General features: G+C 72.7%; 14 protein-coding genes. 8 read left to right on the forward strand and 6 right to left on the reverse strand.

Features of this window, described 5'->3' with window-relative positions; translation table 11 throughout:
* Positions 1–69 precede the first annotated feature (69 nt).
* Positions 70–603 carry a GNAT family N-acetyltransferase gene (locus ACFZCY_RS23620; protein WP_391176562.1) on the reverse strand — a complete coding sequence of 178 codons (534 nt, stop codon included), beginning with the start codon at positions 601–603 and terminating at the stop codon, positions 70–72.
* 192 nt (positions 604–795) lie between these two features.
* Here ACFZCY_RS23620 and ACFZCY_RS23625 point away from each other — a divergent pair, with 192 nt between their 5' ends.
* Both ACFZCY_RS23625 and ACFZCY_RS23630 read left to right on the forward strand, forming a co-directional pair.
* Entirely contained in the window at positions 796–2,031 is a 1,236-nt protein-coding gene (locus tag ACFZCY_RS23625; protein ID WP_391176565.1) for a YhjD/YihY/BrkB family envelope integrity protein, read from the forward strand.
* Between the two features lie 43 nt (positions 2,032–2,074).
* Positions 2,075–2,776: a methyltransferase domain-containing protein gene (locus ACFZCY_RS23630; RefSeq protein WP_391176567.1), complete on the forward strand. Its 702-nt coding sequence runs from the start codon at positions 2,075–2,077 to the stop codon at positions 2,774–2,776.
* 287 nt (positions 2,777–3,063) lie between these two features.
* Here the strand turns inward: ACFZCY_RS23630 and ACFZCY_RS23635 are convergent, their stop codons facing one another.
* Positions 3,064–6,207 carry a BTAD domain-containing putative transcriptional regulator gene (locus ACFZCY_RS23635; RefSeq protein ID WP_391176570.1) on the reverse strand — a complete coding sequence of 1,048 codons (3,144 nt, stop codon included), beginning with the start codon at positions 6,205–6,207 and terminating at the stop codon, positions 3,064–3,066.
* Between the two features lie 306 nt (positions 6,208–6,513).
* On the opposite strand from ACFZCY_RS23635, the gene ACFZCY_RS23640 reads away from it, so the two are divergent.
* Together ACFZCY_RS23640 and ACFZCY_RS23645 are read left to right on the forward strand one after the other, a co-directional pair.
* Entirely contained in the window at positions 6,514–7,794 is a 1,281-nt protein-coding gene (locus ACFZCY_RS23640; protein WP_391176573.1) for a hypothetical protein, read from the forward strand.
* A 5-nt stretch (positions 7,795–7,799) separates the two neighbouring features.
* A complete protein-coding gene (locus tag ACFZCY_RS23645) occupies positions 7,800–8,441 on the forward strand; it encodes a hypothetical protein (protein ID WP_391176577.1) in 642 nt (213 codons plus the stop codon).
* Here ACFZCY_RS23645 and ACFZCY_RS23650 read toward each other — a convergent pair.
* Positions 8,342–10,549, reverse strand: a complete 2,208-nt coding sequence (locus ACFZCY_RS23650; protein WP_391177211.1) for a tetratricopeptide repeat protein — start codon at positions 10,547–10,549, stop codon at positions 8,342–8,344. The genes ACFZCY_RS23645 and ACFZCY_RS23650 overlap by 100 nt on opposite strands.
* Positions 10,550–10,775: 226 nt before the next feature.
* Complete coding sequence (locus tag ACFZCY_RS23655; RefSeq protein ID WP_391176580.1) at positions 10,776–11,255, reverse strand: MarR family transcriptional regulator; 480 nt, start codon at positions 11,253–11,255, stop codon at positions 10,776–10,778.
* Positions 11,256–11,626: 371 nt separating this feature from the next.
* On the opposite strand from ACFZCY_RS23655, the gene ACFZCY_RS23660 reads away from it, so the two are divergent.
* Positions 11,627–13,465, forward strand: a complete 1,839-nt coding sequence (locus ACFZCY_RS23660) for a DUF262 domain-containing protein (protein ID WP_391176582.1) — start codon at positions 11,627–11,629, stop codon at positions 13,463–13,465.
* Positions 13,466–13,622: 157 nt separating this feature from the next.
* Here ACFZCY_RS23660 and ACFZCY_RS23665 read toward each other — a convergent pair whose 3' ends face one another.
* Both ACFZCY_RS23665 and ACFZCY_RS23670 read right to left on the reverse strand, forming a co-directional pair.
* A complete protein-coding gene (locus ACFZCY_RS23665; protein ID WP_391176585.1) occupies positions 13,623–14,036 on the reverse strand; it encodes a DNA-binding protein in 414 nt (137 codons plus the stop codon).
* Entirely contained in the window at positions 14,018–14,302 is a 285-nt protein-coding gene (locus tag ACFZCY_RS23670; RefSeq protein WP_391176588.1) for a hypothetical protein, read from the reverse strand. The genes ACFZCY_RS23665 and ACFZCY_RS23670 overlap by 19 nt, the downstream gene beginning before the upstream one ends.
* 275 nt (positions 14,303–14,577) lie before the next feature.
* Between ACFZCY_RS23670 and rsgA the strand changes: the two genes are divergently transcribed.
* The 3 genes from rsgA to ACFZCY_RS23685 all read left to right on the forward strand — a co-directional run bounded on the left by rsgA (position 14,578) and on the right by ACFZCY_RS23685 (position 18,711).
* On the forward strand, positions 14,578–15,687 hold the full coding sequence (rsgA, locus tag ACFZCY_RS23675; RefSeq protein WP_391176592.1) for a ribosome small subunit-dependent GTPase A: 1,110 nt from the start codon (positions 14,578–14,580) through the stop codon (positions 15,685–15,687).
* A gap of 150 nt (positions 15,688–15,837) precedes the next feature.
* Positions 15,838–17,277, forward strand: coding sequence for an FAD-dependent oxidoreductase (locus ACFZCY_RS23680; protein ID WP_391176595.1), 1,440 nt, complete (start codon positions 15,838–15,840; stop codon positions 17,275–17,277).
* Positions 17,278–17,409: 132 nt separating this feature from the next.
* Positions 17,410–18,711, forward strand: coding sequence for a protein phosphatase 2C domain-containing protein (locus ACFZCY_RS23685; RefSeq protein WP_391176598.1), 1,302 nt, complete (start codon positions 17,410–17,412; stop codon positions 18,709–18,711).
* Positions 18,712–18,754: the final 43 nt, after the last annotated feature.

Genomic DNA, 18,754 nt, shown 5'->3' on the forward strand with positions numbered 1-18,754 from the left:
TTCGGCGAGTCCACCTTTGTCCAGTATCCGGACGTCTCAGTCTCGTTTTGTGAGATGGTGTGGGGTTGGTCACCCTTCGGTCTCGGTCTTGACGTCGAAGACCCGGAAACCCCGGCGGCGGTAGTTGTCGAGCGCGTACGGCCCGTCCTTGCTGCATGTGTGCACCCACACCCGCTTGGTCGGCAGCAGCCCGGGCCAGCGGTCGGCCAGGTCCCAGGCGCGGCGGGCGCCCCAGGTCAGCAGGTGCCCGCCGATGCCCCGGCCGCGGAAGGCGGGCAGCAGCCCGAAGTACGTGATCTCCACGACGCCCGCGTCCTGCGGGTCCAGCTCGATGTACCCGGCCGGGGTGCCGCGCTCGTACGCGACCCACGTCTCCGCCCCGGGCCGGTCCAGGAACTCCAGCCACCGCTCGTGCGACCACTCCAGCCGGTCGGTCCAGTCGTTGTCCGAGCCGACGGCCGTGTAGAGGAAGCGGCTGAACTCCGGGCTCGCCACCTCGGCGCGGACGATCCGCACCCCCGCCTCGGCCGCTGGCTCCCGCGCCGGGCCGAGGTCCGCGGACGAGGTCTGCTCCAGGGACCAGGTGGTCACATCGATGGTCATGGGGGCAAGCCAACCATGGATCGTGCAACGCGACGCAACCTTTGCCGCCCGGCGCACCGGGCGCGGACAGTGTCCGCAGCGGGCGGAGGGCGGTGCCGAGTCGGCGCGGCGTCCCCCTCCGCCGACGCATTCCGGCCGGGTGCGCCGGTGATCGTGTCGGTCACGCCGAAGTGTGCCGGATACGGTTGGGGCGTGCAGCCAGCAGAAGACATTCCGAAGCCGTCCGGGCGGCTGAACAAGGCCCGCGCCATGTACCGCAACGTGTCCAAGCGCAGGATGGCCTGGCTGCTGCTGAAGGACACCATCGACTCCTGCATGGAGTACCGGGTCACCGGCCTCGCCGCCGAGGCCGCCTTCTTCACCCTCCTGTCGCTGCCACCGCTGCTGCTCGGCCTGATCGGGCTGCTCGGCTACTTCGACGCGTGGACCGACACCGAGACCGTGGCCACCATCCGGCAGAACATCCTCGACGCGTCGGGCACCGTGCTCTCCGACAAGGGCGTCAAGGAGATCGCCCGGCCGCTCCTGGACGACGTCATAGAGGGCGGCCGCCCCGACGTCATCTCGCTCGGCTTCGGCATCGCGCTGTGGTCCGGCTCCCGCGCGGTCAACGTGTTCGTGGACACCATCACCATCATGTACGGGCTGGAGGGGCGCCGCGGCATCGTCCGGACCAGGCTGCTCGCCTTCAACCTCTACCTGGTGGCCCTCGTCATCGGGGCGGTGGCGCTGCCGCTGATGGTCATCGGCCCGGAGACCCTGGTGGACTTCGTGCCGTCCAGCGCCACCCTCGTGCGGGTCCTGTACTGGCCCACCGTGATCCTGCTGTCCGTCGCCTTCCTCACCACGCTCTACCACGTGTCGGTGCCGGTGCGGTCGGCGTGGCGGGAGGACATCCCGGGGGCGCTGGTGGCGCTCACCATGTGGGTGCTCGGCAGCTTCCTGCTGCGGATCTACCTCATCCACACCGTGGAGGGCCCCACGATCTACGGATCGCTGGCGGCGCCCGTGGCCGTCCTGCTGTGGATCGGCGTGGCCGCCTTCGCGGTGCTCGTCGGCGCGGCCGTCAACGCCGCGATCGACCGGGTGTGGCCCTCGGTGGCCACCGCCGCCGGCCGCGCCCAGCGGGCGGCCTGGACCCGGGAACAGGTGGCCCTGGAGCGCGCCAGGGACCAGCGCACGGCCGACGACGGGGCGGCCGAGATCACCCCGCCGTCGGAGTTCCCCGAGCGCTGGGCCCAGTTCCTGCCCCACGCGGACATACGGAGCCGGCTGCACCACCACGGCAAGCGCGACCGCGAGCCGAAACGGGACGAACCGAAGGGCGCCGAGGCGGGGCCCACCGCCCCCCAGCAGCCCGAGGCGAAACGCCCCGAGGTCAGGGCCGCCGAGGACGGTGCCACACGGGACGGGGCGCCCCCGGCGTAAAACGCGTCGCGCTCCGCACCGGCGCTCGCCGATACTGCGGCGCATGGTTTCCTTCTCCGACTTCGACACGCGCGGATACCGCACGGTGGACGTCGCCACCGGCTACGGACAGTGGGTCGAGACCTACGAGCAGAGCGTCGAGGACGTGATGGACCTCGCCCTCCTCGACGAGCTCACCGAACCCTCGTGGACCTCCGTCCGCCGCGCCGCCGACCTCGGCTGCGGCACCGGCCGCACCGGCGCCTGGCTGCGGCGGAACGGGGTGGCCGCGATCGACGGCGTCGACCTCACCCCCGAAATGCTCGACCGCGCCCGTGCCCGTGGCGTCCACGACCGCCTGTTCCAGGGCGACGTGCGCGCCACCGGCCTCGACGAGGGCGCGTACGACCTGGTCATCGCCTCGCTCATCGACGAACACCTGCCCGAGCTGCGCCCGTTCTACGACGAGGCGTGGCGGCTCGCGGAGCCCGGCGCGGCCTGTGTGGTGGTGGCCTTCCATCCGCACTTCATCATGGCCACCGGCATGCCGACCCACTTCACCAGCGACACGGGTGAGTCGGTCGCCATCAGCACCCATGTCCATTTGCTCAGCGAACACATCACGGCGGGGCTGGGCGCGGGGTGGACGCTCGCCGAGATGCGGGAGGGCGTGGTGGACGAGCGGTGGCTGGCGGTGAAGCCGAAGTGGGAGCGGTTCCGCCACCACCCGGTGTCGTGTGCGCTGGTGTGGCGCAAGAAAATCTGACGGGGCGTATGCAAAACGTTTCTTCGCTACTGCGATTGGGTGTACCTTGCGGATCACGCCTTTTGATCAAGGGGTCCCGACCCAGTAACTCCATTCCTCAATGGGAGTGTTGTGATCAACGCAAGGAGCGTTTTCGTCGCCGTGGCCACCACGGCCGTACTCGCTGTGGGTGCGACGACGATACTCGCCGGAACCGACCAGTGGATGTGGTTCGCACGGCAGTCGGCAGGTAGCCAGGTGAGCGCCTGACCGACAACCCGCACCATCCGCCGGGCGCTGACGCTGCGTCAGCGCCCGGCGAGCAGGCACCGCAGCCGCTCGGCCTCCACCCCCGCCTCCAGGCTCTCGTACAGGGCCATCGCCTGCGCCCCGTAGTGGTGCGCGGTCTCCCGGTCGGCGGCGGACAGCGCCGTACGGGCCAGGCCCGCGAGGGCGTGGGCGCAGCCGAGCGGGAAGCCGATGCCCTGGGCCAGGTCCAGCGCCTGCCGGTAGACCTCGGTGGCGGTGGCGAGGTGGCCCGAGCGGTGGTGTGCGTCGGCCGTGCCGATGAGCGCCCGCTGCCGTTCGTACGTGTTGTCGATGCTGCGGGCCGCCCGGTCCGCCTGCGCGAAGTGGCGTAACGCCTCGTCCGTACGGCCGCTTTCGGCGTACGCGGTCCCCATGCTGATCAGCACGTTCGCCTCGCCGAGGGTGTCGCCGCCCGCCCGGTGGCTGTCGAGGGCGCGCCGGAAACACCTCAGCGCCCGGGCGGTGTCCCCGGTGGCCTGGTGCACCCGGCCGAGGTTGGTGTCGAGGATGGCCAGCTCCTGACGGCCGCCGAACTGCCGCGCCAGGGTGCGGGACCGCTCGTAGTGGGCGCGGGCCTCGTCGTAGCGGGCCTGGAGGTACGCGAGTTCGCCCAGGTTGTTGAGGGCCTTGGCCTGGCCCCGCAGATTTCCGAGCGCTTCGTGGACGCTGAGCATGACCCGCACCCGTTCCAGCGCCTCGGCGTACCGGCCCGCGTAGTGCAGCGCCGCCGCCTGGATGTTGAGGCAGTCCGCCTCCCCTCCGCGGTCGCCGACCTGCCGGAAGCGCCCGATGGCCCGGTCCAGGACCCGCAGCGCCATCTCGCCGTGTCCCGCCGCGAGATGGGCGCGCCCGGACTGGAGGAGGGCGTCGGCGCAGCCGTGCGGATCGCGGAGGCCGCGGAAGAGGATCAGGGCTTCGGTGGCGCAGCGCTGGGCCTCGTCGTGGCTCTTCTGGGCCAGCACCTCCGCGCGTTCGACGAGCGTTCTGGCGAGGGCGGGCCGGTCGGCGCGGGCGCGCAGGACGGTCAGGGCGGCGCCGTACAGCTCGGCCGCGATGTCCCAGGTGCCCCAGGTGTTCAGCGCGCCCGCCAGGACATGCGGGAAGAGGGCCGCGTACGACGGACTCCGGCCGGGTGCGGTGCGGGCGGCGGCCAGCAGGTTGGCGCGCTCCAGGGTGAGCCACACCGACGCCTCGTCGGCGTCGGCGAACTCGGGTGCGTACGGGGACTCCTGGGGCGGACCGGGCGGCCGTGGCCGTCGCTGCGGATGGACGAGGCGGTCGGCGCGGTGTGCGGCGGTGAGGTAGTAGCCGAGCAGCCGCTCGACGGCAGCGTGGCGGGCGGTCTCCGGCTCCTCCCGGGCACAGATCTGGAGGCCGAACGCGCGGCCGAGGTCGTGGAACCGGTAGCGGTCGAGCACCGGTTCCTCCAGCAGATGGCTGTCCAGCAGCTCTTCGACCACCCGCCGGATCCGCGCGGCCTCCGGTCCGGCGAGCGCGGTGGCGGCGCGGAGGGTGATGTCGGGGCCGGTGTGCAGGGCGAGCCTGCGGAACAGGCGCCGGGCGGGGGCGCTGAGTTCGGCGTACGAGAGCTGGAAGGCCGACGCCACCGCGGGGTCGAACTCCTCCAGCGGGTCGGTGGCCTCCGCCAGCCGGTCGAGGAGGTGGTGCAGGTCCCAGGCGTCCCGGTGCCGGAAGCGGCTGGCGAGCAGCTGGACGGCGAGGGGGTGGCAGCCGCACGCGGCCACCACCCGCCGCAGCGCTTCGGCGTCGGCGGCGGACGGGGAGGGGGACAGCCGGGCGGGGCCCGCGATCCGGGTGAAGAGCGCGACGGCCTCCGCCTCGGAGAGGACGTCCAGATGGAGCGAGGCGGCGCCGTTCAGCCCGACCAGCCGGTTGCGGCTGGTGACGATCGCCCGGCAGCCGGGGGAGCCCGGCAGCAGCGGGCCGACCTGGGCGGCGTCGCGGGCGTTGTCGAGGATGACGAGCACTCGGTGGCGGGCGGTCCAGGCCCGCCATCGGGCCGCGCGTTCGTCGAGCGAGTCGGGGAGCGGCCCGGGCGCGCCGGAGGCGTGCAGCAGGACCGCGAGCGCCTCCGCGGGGTCGCAGGGCTGCTGCCCGCCGTAGGCGTGGAGGTCCACGTAGAACTGCCCGGCCGGGTACGCCTCGCACAGGCCGTTGGCGGCGCGGATGGCGAGCGCGGTCTTGCCGACGCCGGGCATGCCGTGGATGACGGTGAGGGGGAGGGAGGTGGCGGGGGCGGCCGATGAGGTGAGCAGGATGCGGAGTTCGCTCGTCCGGCCGGTGAACTCCCGGACATCACGCGGAAGGGTGTTCCCGGGCTCCCGGACGACGGGTGCCTCCGCGGAGGGCGTGGCCGGACGGTCGACGCCCATCAGCGCTCGGTCCTGATCGAGGATGCGCTGATGCAGTTCGCGCAGTTCCGCCCCGGGTTCGATGCCCTGCTCCTTCCGGAGCAGCCGCCGGGTGTCCCGGTAGACGGTGAGCGCCTCGTCGTCCCGTCCGGAGCGGTAGAGCGCCAGCATCAGGGAGGCGATCGCCTTCTGGGCGTACGGGTTCTGCGCGGCCAGCTCGCGCAGTTCGCCGATGAGGTCCGCGTGCTGACCCAACTCCAGCTGGAGGCGGATCCGTTGCTCCCGGACCCGGCGGTGGTCCTCGACCAGCCGGGTGCGGGCCGCCGCCGCCCAGGCGCCGGTGAACTCCGCCAGCGGCTCGCCCCGCCACAGCTCCTCGGCGGCCCGCAGCAGCCCGACGGCCCGCTCCCGCTCGCCGCGCGCGGCCGCCGCGCCCGCGTCGCCGCGCAGCCGCTGGAAGCGCAGCAGATCGATGTCCTCCGGGTTCACCCGCAGCCGGTACAGCCGCGGCGACGGCCGCTCGACCCCGGCCCGGTCCCCGACGGCCTGGCTGAGCCGTCTGCGCAGCCGGGACAGATAACTCTGCAGCGTGTCCAGGCCGGTCGGCGGCGGCTCACCGTCCCAGACCCGCTCCATCAGGGTGTCCGCGGTGACCGGCTCGCCCCGGGCGTGCACCAGCACGGCGAGCACACAGCGCTCTTTGATCGAACCGAGCGCGCACGGCCGCTCGTGATGCCATAGTTCGAGGGGTCCCAGAGCAAGCAGTTTCACCGTCGGCCCCCGATGGGTGTGCTTCTCCCCGCCGTTTCCGGCAGCCCGCGCCCGTGCGTACGGCACTCACTTCACTGTTGCCGTGCGGCCGGGGGTGGCGGACAGAGGCGCACGGATGCGTGGCGGGCGCACGTCCTCACCGCTGTGATCAGGCGTGATGGGGACGATCAGCGCCGCAGGACGGATGCAGGAATTCCGCAACCACCGCGTCCAGTCTCCCGGGCACGCCCTCCACCGGCGGCCGACCGGGTCGCCGGCCGGAATCGGGCGCAGGGCCCGAAGGGAAGACCGGGGGAAGTCGAACCAATGAGCGTGACCATGCTGGAAGCCCACCCGCGCCATGTGCCGGTGCGCCCGGACGTCGAGTACTGGGCCACCCGGGAGATCCGCCGAAGGGTCCTGGCCGTGGTGCACACCGTGACCGCCGGACAGCGGCTGCTGGACGCCATCCGGCTGCTGGAGGGCGACGCGCGGGTGCAGGTGTTCTTCACCGCGGCGCCCGATGTGTTCAGCAACGGCGTCGCGGCGTTCCTGGAGGGGCTGCGGGGGCTGGTGCTGCCCTGGAGCCAGGCGGTGCAGACGCCGTTCGACCTCGCGCTGGCCGCGGGCCACGGCAGCCTGCACGAACTGCACGCGCCCGTCATCGTGCTGCCGCACGGCGCCGGACACAACAAGATCGTGCCCGGCCGCCGGCGGGGAGGCGCGGTGGCACAGCGCAGCGTCTACGGGCTCAGCAGGCAGCGGCTGGTCCGTGACGGGGCCGTGGTGCCCGAGGCCATCGTCCTGGCGCACCAGGAGGAACTGGCCCGGCTGGGCCGGGAGTGCCCGGAGGCGCTGCCGGTCGCGGAGGTGGTCGGCGACCCGTGCTTCGACCGCATCACCGCGAGCCTGCCCGCCCGCGCCCTGTACCGGGAGGCGCTGGGCGCCCGGGCCCGGCAGCGGCTCGTGCTCGCCTGCTCCACCTGGGGCCCGAACTCCCTGCTGGGGCGCGGCTTCGAGGTGCTGGAGCGGCTGGTGGCGGAGCTGCCGAGGGAGGAGTTCCGGGTCGCCGCGCTGCTGCACCCGCATGTGTGGAACGCCCACGGCGAATGGCAGGTCCGCAGCTGGCTCGCCCGGCTGGGCCGCTCCGGGCTCACCGTGCTCAGCCACTACGCCGACTGGGTCGGGGCGCTCGTCGCGGCCGACTACATCGTCGGCGACCACGGCTCGGTCACGCTCTACGGCGCGATGACCGGAGTGCCCGTCCTGATGGCCACCCTGCCCGACGCCGATGTCGACCCCCGGTCGCCGCTGGCCGAACTGGGCTCGTTCGCACCCCGGCTGCACGAGGACCGTCCGCTGCGCGAGCAGTTCAAGCGCAGCTCGGCGACGTACCGGGCGCACCGCCACCAGCGGGTGGCGGCCCGTATCACCTCGGAACCGGGCCGGTTCGCCCGCAAGATGCGCACACTGCTCTACCGCAAGCTGCGGCTGCGGGCCCCCGCCGGGCGGCCGACCACCGAGCCCGCGCGGCTGCCGTTCACGGTGCCGTACGACGAGCCGGGCAGCGTGGCGCCGGGTGGCATGCCGCCGGGGGCCGTGTCATGACGCCGGTGACCGCTGTGGTGAAGGAGCCCGCCCGTGGTGTCCTGACGGGCCGCGTCCAGGTCGCGCTGCTGCCCCCGGGGCGCGGCGCGCGGCGGACGCGGGCCGCCCGGGCGGTGGCTTCCCGGGCGGTGGCCTCCCGGACCGTGGCCTCCGGGGCCATGGCCTCCCGGACGGTGGCTTCCCGGCCCGCGGCCTCCCGCACCGTGGACGAGCATCTGCGCGTCCTGCTCCCCACCCCGATGCCCTCGCTCTCCCCCCTCGCGGACGTGCTGCTGGCCGGGGCGGAGGCCGGGACCGAGCCGCGCCGGCAGACCGCCGCGCTGGCCGCCCGTCACCCCGGTGCCCTGGTGGTGGCGGTGCACCGGGGGCTCGACCTGTGGATGCGGCTGGGCCCCGACGGGCGCACGCTGACGCTGCGCGCGCGGTGCCCGGCGGCCGGGCCACCGTGGGCGGTGTGGGCCGTCTGGGCCTCGGTGGCCCACGCCTGGCTGGTGGCCGGGCTCCCGGCCGAGGAGCTGGGCGCGGCACCGCTGCGGCTGATGTGGGTTCAGCCAGCGGTGCCGTCCGTGGCCTGGTCGTCCAGCCGCCCGAGCCGGGTGCGTACGGCCTCGGCGTGGGCCGACTTCGAACGACCCACCGCCGAGTAGAGGTCCAGCGCCTCCCGGTAGCGCTCCCGGGCCAGGTCCGTCCGGCCACGCCGCTCGGCGAGCGTGGCCAGGCTCTCCACGGCGCGGGCCGTCTCGTAGTGCGCGGCCATGCCGCGCAGGGTGGCCAGCGCCGTGGACAGCCGCTCCTCCGCGAGGTCGAGCCGGTCCCGGCCGAGGTGGGCGCGGCCGAGGAGGGTGGCCGCGCGGGCGGCGTTGTACGCGTCGCCCGCCTCGTCCAGCGTGGTGTGCGCGGCGTCGGCTTCGGCCTCCGCCTGCTCCCACTGCCCCCGCTCCAGGGCGATGTCGGCGAGGTTGAGCCGGGCCAGTCCGCCCGCCCGCCGGTCGCCGGCCCTGGGCAACTCCGCGGCGGCCCGGGTGAACAGCTCGGCCGCCCGGTCCAGGCGGCCCAGCCGCTGATGGGCCAGGCCCTGGTAGTTGAGCGTACGGGCGTGGCCGAGCGCGTTGCCGCCTGCGCGGAACGTCCGCGCCGCGCGCTCGAACATCTCCAGAGCCCGCTCGTGGTCGCCCATCCCCAGCTCGCCCATCCCGCCGGAGGTCAGCATCCGGCACTCCGCGACGGTGTCCCCCAACTCCTCCGCCGCCAGCAGCCCTTCGCGGTCGGCGGCACGCCAGTCCTCGTAGAACTTCCGGCGCAGGAACAGCGGCCACAACGCGTCGGCGAGCTGCCAGGCGACGGTGGGGAATCCGGCGGGGCGGGCGATGCGGATCACCGCCATCAGGTTGGGCAGCTCGCCCTCCAGCCAGTCGAGCGCGGCGTCGGTGCCCTCGCCGAAGTCGGCCGGTTCGGGTTCGCCTTCTTCGCCGTAACTTCGGTCCAGCGTCCGGTGCTGCGGATCGACGATCTCCTCGGCGCGGGTGGCGGTGGCGAGGTAGTGGTCGGCGATGCGGCGCAGGGCCGCCGCGCGCTCCTCCGCGGTCTCGTCCGCCTCCGCCTTCTCGGCGGCGTGCAGCCGTACGAGGTCGTGGAAGCGGTAGCGCTCGTCCCCGGCGTCGATGAGCAGGTTCGCGTCGTACAGCAGGTCCAGCGGACCGGCCGCGTCCCGGCCGCCGCCCAGCGCCGCCCCCGCCACCGCGCTCCCGAACTCCGGGCCCGGATGCAGCCCCAGCCGCCGGTACAGCCGGGCGGCCTCGGCGGGAAGCCCCTGGTACGACAGGTCCAGAGCGGCCCGTACGTCGTGATCCCCTTCGATGGCCAACGCCTCCAGCCGGCCGCGCTCCTCGGTCAGGGCGCGCACCATCGTCGTGAGGTGCCGTCGCGGCCGCGCCGCGAGCCGTGCCCCGGCCACCCGCACCGCGAGCGGCAGCCCGGCGCACAACTCGACCAGCGCCCGCGCCTCTTGGGGCTGCGCGGCCACCCGGCCGTCGGCGAGCGTGACCTCCAGCAGCTCGACGGCCGCCTCCGTGGCCAGCGGGTCCAGATGCACCGCGTAACACCCGTCGACCGTCAGCCCCGGCATCCGCCACCGGCTGGTCACGGCCGTCACGTTCCGGCCGCCGGGCAGCAGCGGCCGCACCTGCGCGGCGGTCGCGGCGTCGTCGAGCAGCACGACCAGCCGCCGGTCCGCGGTCAGCGACCGGTACAGCGCCAACCGCTCGGCGAGCGCCGTGGGGATCTGCCCGGTCGGCACCCCCAGCGCCCGCAGAAACCGCCCCATCACCTCCTCGGGCGTCACCGGACCGGTCGCGGACTCGGCGCCGAGGTGGGCGTACAGCTGCCCGTCCGGAAACCGCTCGCGCAGCCCGTGCAGCCACGCCAGTGCCACCGCCGTCTTGCCGACCCCGCCCAGCCCGCTGACCGCGGCCAGCGTCCCGTACCCCTGCGCGGCCGCCCGCTCCCGATGCCCCTCCAGCGCCCCCAGCTCCGCCGTACGGTCGGTGATCGGCACAGGCGGCGGCAGCTGCCAGGGGACATGGGGCCGCGGCCCCTCGCCCGCGCCCTCGGCGCGGATGTGGATCCCCCCGTACACCGCCCCCGCCTGCACGGCCCCGCCGTGCACGGTCCCGCTCAACTCGTTGTGGTCACCGCGCGCTTGCCCCTGCACCCGTCCCCCTCCGAACGCATGAGTGACACGGCCCTTGAAGAGCATCATTTCCCTCGCCCGAACTGATATTCGCCGCTCGGGGGTGATATGACTCTCTCTCCGCTGCCGGGTCGCTTCCCGTGACGAGGTTAGTGCAATATGCCTAGGTCATATTCTGCTTACATATTCGTTCGAAAATCGAAGAAAGGTCGGGAAATCGCCGGCGGCCAGGTCGGGGACATTCTCCTCGCCGGCGGTCGCGGCGGCCTTGACCCGATCGCCGCCGGGGCGTTCAGGACGGGCCGGGGCCGTCGAGGGACTTCAGGTGGGCCGTGAGGTCGTCGACCATGCGGCCGAGCAGACGGCCGAGGTCCCGGCGGTCCTCGGCGGGCCAGTCGGCGAGGGCGCCGGTGAACCAGCCGAGGATCGTGCGCATGTAGCGGTCGGCGGTCGACGCGCCCTCCGGGGTCAGCTCGATCAGCCGGGCGCGCTGGTCGTCGGGGTCGGCGATGCGGTGCACCAGCCCCCGCTGTTCGAGGCCCTGCACCTGGCGGGTGGCGTGCGGGCCCGCGACCTGCATACGGTCGGCGATCTCGCCGATGCGCAGGGGCTTGCCGGACGCCTTGAGCACGCCGAGGACCGCCATCGCGGGCCGCTCCAGCGTGATTCCGGCGGCCGCGGCGGCCTGCTCGTACATGCGGCCGCGGTTCAGCACGTTGCTGAGCTGGGTCAGCCGGGGGAGCAGCTGCGCGAGCAGGTCGTCGTCATGCATGGGTTTGCTTACCTAACCTAGGTACATGGCCGGAGTGGAGCGTACCGCTTACCCGACCGTGGTCTCCGGCTGATGTTTCCGCGGATTCTGCTGCGCGCCACGTACGGACACTGCGGGCGGGGCGAGCGGTTCGTAGCGCTCGCCTGGGAGAGCGGACCTGCGGGGACAGCGGCGTGGCGCACCATCGAGAGTGTGCCGGGGGTGCCTCCTTGCGAGGTCGAATCTCGCAAGCTCCGCCAGTTCCTCGCTCGATCGAGATGCGGATTGTTCTGCCTCTCTGGTACCCGATACCGTGACACCCAGTTATTTACTTGTGACGCGAGATGGTCGGACTCAGGCGTTCTGGTGGCCGACTGCCCTGAGGAGCCGATGTGGCCGACGAAGCGTTCAGTATCGACAAGCGACCGCTGCGCGACCTGCTGCAGCAGGTCGAGGTCGGCAAGGCGCAACTGCCCGAGTTCCAGAGGGGCTGGGTGTGGCCCTACCCCAACATTGCCAGTCTCCTGGCGTCGATCTCGCTGAGCTATCCCGTCGGCACTGTCATGTTGCTCAAGGCGGGGGGCGATGTCCGGTTCAAATACCGGCCGATCGAAGGGGCCACTCCAGTCGGCAACCCCGAACCCGACTCGCTTGTGCTCGACGGGCAGCAGCGGCTGACGTCGCTGTTCCAGTCTCTGAAACTGGAGGGTCCGGTGATCACCCAGGACCTGCGCAAGCAGCAGGTGTCTGGCTGGTTTTACGTCGACATGGTCCAAGCCCTAGATGACAACGGCGACCGCGAGGACGCCATCCGTTTCTTGCCGGCATCACGCAAGGTGCTCAACTTCCGAGGGCAGGTCGTCGAGGACTACTCGACTCCCGAGCGAGAGTACGAGGCACATCTCTTCCCGCTCCACGCGGTCTTCGACGGCGGTGACTGGGGGTACGAGTTCACCGACCACTGGGATGGCGACAAGGGTAAGCGCAAACTCTGGCGCGACTTCAACGAGGCATTCGTTCGCCCCTTCGACCGCTACCACGTGCCGGTCATCGAGCTGGGGCGGACGACTCCGCGCCAAGCGGTTTGCCAGGTGTTCGAGAAGGTCAACACCGGCGGTGTCACCCTGACCGTCTTCGAGCTGCTGACGGCCACCTATGCGGCGGACGAATTCGACCTGCGCAATCACTGGGAGCGGGAGTGCCGGGCTGCCTGGAAGGCACCTGAGTACCGCATCCTTCGCGAGGTCTCCAACACCGACTTCCTTCAAGCAGTCACCCTATTGGCTACGGCCGAGCGGCGCAGGCACGAGGCCGAACAGGGGACGGAGGAGGAGCGGCTGCCGCGCATCGGCTGCAAGCGCAAGGACATGCTCGCCCTCTCTCTGGAGGACTACGTACGCTTCGCGCCATCCGTCATCGTCGCATTCAAGACGGCAGCGAAGTTTCTGCGCCAGCAGTTCCTCTTCGATACGAAGTTCCTTCCTTACGGAACCCAATTGATACCGCTCGCCGCGATCCTGGCCCTCGCCGGGGATGCCGCACAGAGCGCCGGAGCCCAGCACAAGCTTGCCCGTTGGTACTGGTGTGGTGTGTTTGGGGAGCTCTACGGCGGCTCGACCGAGACCCGCTTCAGCCAGGACTTGCCGGACGTCGTGGACTGGATCCGTGGGAATGCGGTCGAGCCCCGGACCGTCACCGCCGCACAGTTCACTCCCGGACGCCTGCTGACCCTCCGTACCCGCAACAGCGCTGCCTACAAGGGGATTTACGCGCTGCTGCTCAAAGCGGGGGCCGTGGACTGGCGCACCGGGGAGAAGGCCGAGGTCACCGGGTACTTCGATGAGTCCATCGACATCCATCACATCTTTCCCAAGACCTGGTGCGAGAAGGCCGGATACGAACCCGCCGACTACAACTCGATCATCAACAAGACCCCATTGACCGCCCGTACCAACCGGATCATCGGAGGTGCCGCTCCCTCCGACTACCTGGGTCGGCTGGTCAAGGCCGCAGAGACTCCCCGCGAAGACGTCGCCGAGCGCATCCGCTCCCACCTCGCGCAACCGGAACTCATGGCCACCGACGACTTCGACCAGTTCTTCACTGCTCGTAAGACCGCGCTGCTCCGCAGCATCTCGGCCGCGATGGGTAAGGCAATCCTGGACGAAGAATCGCCTGCCGATGATCCGGGGATAAGCCTCGACGTGGCGGACGACACCGACGATCTGTGATCACTGCGAGGTGGATGGAGCCCCGCGGCAGGAGATGAAGACCAAGCGCCGACCCTGCGGGCGTGCTTGCCGTCCTGGTGCCGGCCAGGACCGGCCACGGCCGGTGGCACACCGAGATTCTTGAGATCCTCGTGGCCCTGTCGGGTTGCGATTGTGGCTACACGGCCACGAGGCGCACCTTGTCGCCGCAGAGCTTTGCCATGTCGTCGATGTCCGACGTGAGAACAACGACTGGGCGGCGTTGCCGCAGTGCCATCTCGGCCACAGCGGCGTCGATCGCGTACTTGTGGCCGTGCAGTCCGGCGTTGATCAGCATGGCCGATGCGGCCTTGGCCTCCTCGTCGCCGATGTGCACGATCCGCATACCGGACAGGAGCCAGGCGAGCCGAGCCTTGTCGGTACGGCGATGCGCGGCCTCGATGATGGTCAGGGCGCTGATCACTACTTCCATGCCTCGGTTGCGGGCTTCCGCGACCAGGGCGACGACGGGTTCGTGATCGTTGACGAGCCTGGACAGGCCCTCACGGTCGAGCACGATGGTGCCTTCGTGACTCAGCTTGCGGCGGGCCACTGGCCCTCCTCGGCGAACACCTCGTCGAAGACCTGACGCGCCCGCTCTTGCTCCTGCTCGGAGACCGGCCCCCTGCGGCGTTCGTAGTCCGCCAGGTACTCGTCCAGGATCTGACCGCGCAGGTCGCGTTCGACGGCTGCGGTGATGTACGCGGAGAACTCGCGCTTGCCCACCCGCTGACGAATCGCCTCTGCCGTCCCTTCAGGGAGGGAGAGGCTCACTCGGGTCGCCGGCCCCTCTCCGACGCTGTACGGAGTCTCAGCCATGGAGCAACTTTATCAAAAGAGTAGGAATCTCGTCGCTGCGGTGCCTAATTCGATGGCGCCGCGGCCCGCGCATCTCTAAAGTCGGAGTTGTCCGAGCGGCGGCCGGGGCTGCCGCGGGTGACTTGGCTGGGGAGGTGTGAACGATGGCTGTCTTTGAGACGGGCGCTGCCCGCATCCGGAAGTTCATCAGGTCCACCTCCGTGGTCTCCGGCTGATATCTCTCTCCCCGCGCCAGTGAGCGCGGCGCCGGGGCCACCCTTGTGAAGGGTCACCCCTTGTCTTTCTCCTCCTTTCAGTTTCCTGCTTCGCATCCTCTCGCCCTGTATGGCTGGGACGAGGGGTGGGAGGCCGAGTTCGGTCCGTACGCACGGCAGGGCCTGGTCCCCGGGCGCGTGGTGCGGGTGGACCGGGGCCAGTGCGATGTGGTGACGCCCGAGGGCACCGTCCGGGCGGACACCGAGTTCGTCGTTCCCCGTGACCCGATGAAGGTCGTGTGCACCGGCGACTGGGCCGCCGTGGACGCCGGGGGCGAGCCGCGCTACGTACGGACGCTGCTGCCGCGGCGTACCGCCTTCGTGCGCTCGACGTCGTCCAAGCGCTCCGACGGCCAGGTGCTGGCCGCCAACGTCGACCACGCCGTGATCGCCGTGTCGCTCGCCGCCGAGCCGGACCTCGGGCGGGTCGAGCGGTTCGTGGCGCTCGCCTGGGAGAGCGGGGCGCAGCCGGTGGTGGTGCTCACCAAGGCGGATCTGGTGGACGACCCGGGCACGCTCGCCCATCTCGTCGCCGACGCCGAGACCTCCGCGCCCGGGGTGCGGGTGGTGGCGGTGAGCGCCACGACCGGGCAGGGGGTGGAGGTCCTCGGCGCGCTGCTCGCGGCCGGGACCTCCGTACTCCTCGGCCAGTCGGGCGCGGGCAAGTCGACGCTGGCCAACGCCCTGGCGGGGGCGGACGTCCAGGACGTACGCGCGATCCGGGACAGCGACGGCAAGGGGCGGCACACCACGACCACCCGCAACCTGCTGCCGCTCCCCTCGGGCGGCGCGCTCATCGACACACCCGGGCTGCGCGGGGTCGGGCTGTGGGACGCGGAGGGCGGGGTGGCACGGGCGTTCGCCGAGATCGAGGCGTACGCCGAGGACTGCCGCTTCCACGACTGCGCGCACGAGACCGAGCCGGGGTGCGCGGTGCTCGCCGCGGTCGAGGACGGTGCGCTGCCGCCCCGGCGGCTGGACAGCTACCGCAAGCTGCTGCGCGAGAACGCCTACCTCGCGGCCCGCACCGACGCCCGGCTGCGGTCCGAGATGCGGCGGGAGTGGAAGCAGCGGCAGGCGCTCGGCCGGCACATGGTCGAGCGCAAGCGCGGGGCGCGGCGCGAGCCGTAGCGCTGCGCGGCACGCGGGTGGTTGCCGGTGCTTTCCGATTCGGGTGGCCGACGGCGGTGACTCGACGCGAGGATGGTGGAAGCGTCATCCCATGGTCGGGTACACCGTCGGCAGCCGGCACGGCCGGCTGCCGGCAGAGAGCGGGTCGCGATGAATTCCGGTACGGATGAGTACGACGTCGTCGTCCTGGGCGCGGGCCCGGTCGGGGAGAACCTGGCCGACCGGGCCCGCGCGTCCGGGCTCTCCACGGCGATCGTGGAGAGCGAACTGGTCGGCGGCGAGTGCTCGTACTGGGCCTGCGTCCCCAGCAAGGCGCTGCTGCGGCCGGTCATCGCCCGCGCCGAGGCGCGTCGTACGCCCGGGGCCCGGCAGGGGGCCGACGTGCCGCTGGACGTGGAGGCCGTCTTCGCCCACCGGGACGCGTTCGTGTCGAACTGGAAGGACGACGGCCAGGTCGGCTGGCTCGACTCGACGGGCATCGACCTGGTCCGCGGCCAGGGGCGGCTCGTCGAGCCGTGCCGTATCGCCGTCACCCAGCCGGACGGGCAGGAGCGCTTCCTGGCCGCCCGGCACGCCGTGGCCATCTGCACCGGAAGCCGGGCCGCGCTGCCGGACCTGCCCGGTCTGGCGGAGGCCCGCCCGTGGACCAGCCGGGAGGCGACCAGCTCGTCCACGGTGCCGCGGCGGCTGGCCGTGGTGGGCGGCGGGGTGGTCGCGGTCGAGATGGCCACCGCGTACAGCGCCCTCGGCTCCGAGGTGACCATGCTGATCCGCGGCTCCGGGCTGCTGGAGCGCATGGAGGCGTTCGCGGGCGAGCTGGTGGCGGAGTCGCTGGCCGAGGCGGGGGTGAAGATCCGTACGGGGACGTCCGTGACGGCCGTACGACGCGACGGCACGGGCGGGCCGGTGACGCTCACGCTGGACGGCGGGGAGACCGTCGAGGCCGACGAGGTGCTGTTCGCCACCGGCCGCACCCCGCGCACCGACGACCTCGGCCTGGAGACGGTAGGGCTCCCGCCCGGCGGCTGGCTGGACGTGGACGACACCTGCCGGGTGCGGAACGTGCCGGGCGGCTGGCTGTACGCGGCGGGCGACGTCAACCACCGCGCGCTCCTCACCCATCAGGGCAAATATCAGGCGCGGATCGCGGGCGCGGCCATCGGCGCCCGCGCCCAGGGCGTACCGCTGCTGGAGACCGACCGCTGGGGCGCCCACGCGGCGACCGCGGACCACGGGGCGGTGCCGCAGGTCGTCTTCACGGATCCGGAGGTGGGCGCGGTCGGGCTGACCGCGGAGCAGGCCGAGGCCGAGGGCCGCAGCATCCGGGTCGTCGACTACGACATCGGCCAGGTCTCCGGCGCCGCCCTGTACGCGGACGGCTACCGCGGCCGCGCCCGCATGATCGTCGACCTGGACCGGGGCCATCTGATCGGCGTGACGTTCGTGGGGCCGGGCGTGGCGGAGCTGCTGCACTCGGCGACCGTGGCGGTGGCCGGTGAGGTGCCGATCGAGCGCCTGTGGCATGCGGTGCCGTCGTTCCCCACGGTGAGCGAGGTGTGGCTGCGGCTGCTGGAGGAGTACCGGGGGTAGGCGGCCGCCCCCCCGGCCCACGGCGCCGGGGGCCTCGTACGGCGAGGCCGCCCGCCGGGGCCGGGGCCCCGGCGGGGGCCCGGGGGCCATCGCGTGGTGTTCCCGTGAAGCCCCCCTGTGGACAATATGGGGATGAGCCAGCAGGGGGACGACCGACGCCGTCACGAAAACGACTGGTGGGGGGAGTTGTACGACCCCGCGCGGGCCGACGCCGGGCCCGCCGCCGCGGCCGACTCGGTGGACGAGCGCTTCGATTCCGCGTCCCGCACCCTCGGCCGCAGGCGGCCGGGCGGGGACCAGATGCCCTCCGCGGGGGCGCCTTGGGGCCCGGCGGAGGGTGAGCCCCAAGGGAGTGCGCCGGGTTCGGACGGCGCCGCGGGAGGCGGCCAGCGGGAGCGGCGGCCCGCCGAGGGCGGCGACGGCCCCGGGGCGGCACCGCCCCCGCCCGCCCCCGCGCCCCGGCGGCCCTGGCGGGCCGCCGCGTCCGGGTACGTCGGCGACGAGCCGCCCGCGTACGAGGCCGAGCCGACCACGCTGCCCGTCGCCGACCCGGAGGAGCCGGGCGGCCCGGTGCCCGACACGGTGCTCGACGGCGCCCGCTACGGGACGTTCACCCTCCGGGCCGTGTCGCAGCGCGGCGACGCGGCGCGTTCCCGGAGCGAGCCCCGGCGGGACGCGCTGCTCACGGCCCGGTTCGGGACCGGGGACGGCGCCCTGGTCCTGGTGGCCGTGGCCAACGGGACCGAGGCGCCGGACGCCGCGCGGGAGCTGTGCGACTGGATCGGTACGGCCGTCGGCCGCAGCCACACACGGCTCGCGGAGGACATCCGCGCCGCCCGGCGCGGCGCGCTCAAGTCCGGGCTGCACCGGCTCACCGACCGGGGCTACGGACGGTTGCGCACCCGCGCGGCCGAACTCGGCGTCGACCCGGCCGCGTACACCGCGCCGGTGCGGTGCCTGCTGCTGCCCGCCCATCCGGACTGCCGGGTCCGGGTGTTCTTCGGGGTCGGCGACGGCGGGCTGTTCCGGCTGCGCGACGGCGCCTGGCAGGACCTGGAACCGGACGCCCGGGAGGGCGACACCGTCGGCGGGCCCGTGCTCGCCTTCGGCGACGGGCGCGCGTCCGCCCCCGGCCTGCCCGCCGACTGGGAAGCCGCCCAAGCCGCCCCGGGAGTCACCCCGCACGACGGCGCCCCGCCTCCCGCCGACCCGTTCCGCTTCCGCGCCTCCGTCGCCCGACCGGGTGACACCCTGCTGCTGTGCGGCACCGGCCTCGCCGAGCCGCTGCGCGCCGAACGGACGCTCGCCGCCCACTTGGCGGAACGCTGGGCGGTGGCCGAGCCGCCGGGGCTCGCCGGGTTCCTCGCCGACGCCCAGGTACGGGTGAAGGGGTACGCCGACGACCGCACGGCGGCGGCCGTCTGGGAGGCGTGAGCGCCCCGTTCATGGGTTCATGGGGTTGATGGACCACGACGAC

This window comes from Streptomyces sp. NPDC007983 (assembly GCF_042958345.1).
In the GTDB taxonomy this organism is placed as follows: Bacteria; Actinomycetota; Actinomycetes; order Streptomycetales; family Streptomycetaceae; genus Streptomyces.

What these genes read in the sequence shown, in the direction of transcription:
- ACFZCY_RS23630 (WP_391176567.1), top strand. Translation starts at nt 2,075, where the DNA reads ATGGTTTCCTTCTCCGACTTCGACACGCGCGGATACCGCACGGTGGAC.
- ACFZCY_RS23620 (WP_391176562.1), bottom strand. Translation starts at nt 603, where the DNA reads ATGACCATCGATGTGACCACCTGGTCCCTGGAGCAGACCTCGTCCGCG.
- ACFZCY_RS23640 (WP_391176573.1), top strand. Translation starts at nt 6,514, where the DNA reads ATGAGCGTGACCATGCTGGAAGCCCACCCGCGCCATGTGCCGGTGCGC.
- ACFZCY_RS23650 (WP_391177211.1), bottom strand. Translation starts at nt 10,549, where the DNA reads ATGCTCTTCAAGGGCCGTGTCACTCATGCGTTCGGAGGGGGACGGGTG.
- ACFZCY_RS23670 (WP_391176588.1), bottom strand. Translation starts at nt 14,302, where the DNA reads ATGGCTGAGACTCCGTACAGCGTCGGAGAGGGGCCGGCGACCCGAGTG.
- ACFZCY_RS23655 (WP_391176580.1), bottom strand. Translation starts at nt 11,255, where the DNA reads ATGCATGACGACGACCTGCTCGCGCAGCTGCTCCCCCGGCTGACCCAG.
- ACFZCY_RS23685 (WP_391176598.1), top strand. Translation starts at nt 17,410, where the DNA reads ATGAGCCAGCAGGGGGACGACCGACGCCGTCACGAAAACGACTGGTGG.
- ACFZCY_RS23680 (WP_391176595.1), top strand. Translation starts at nt 15,838, where the DNA reads ATGAATTCCGGTACGGATGAGTACGACGTCGTCGTCCTGGGCGCGGGC.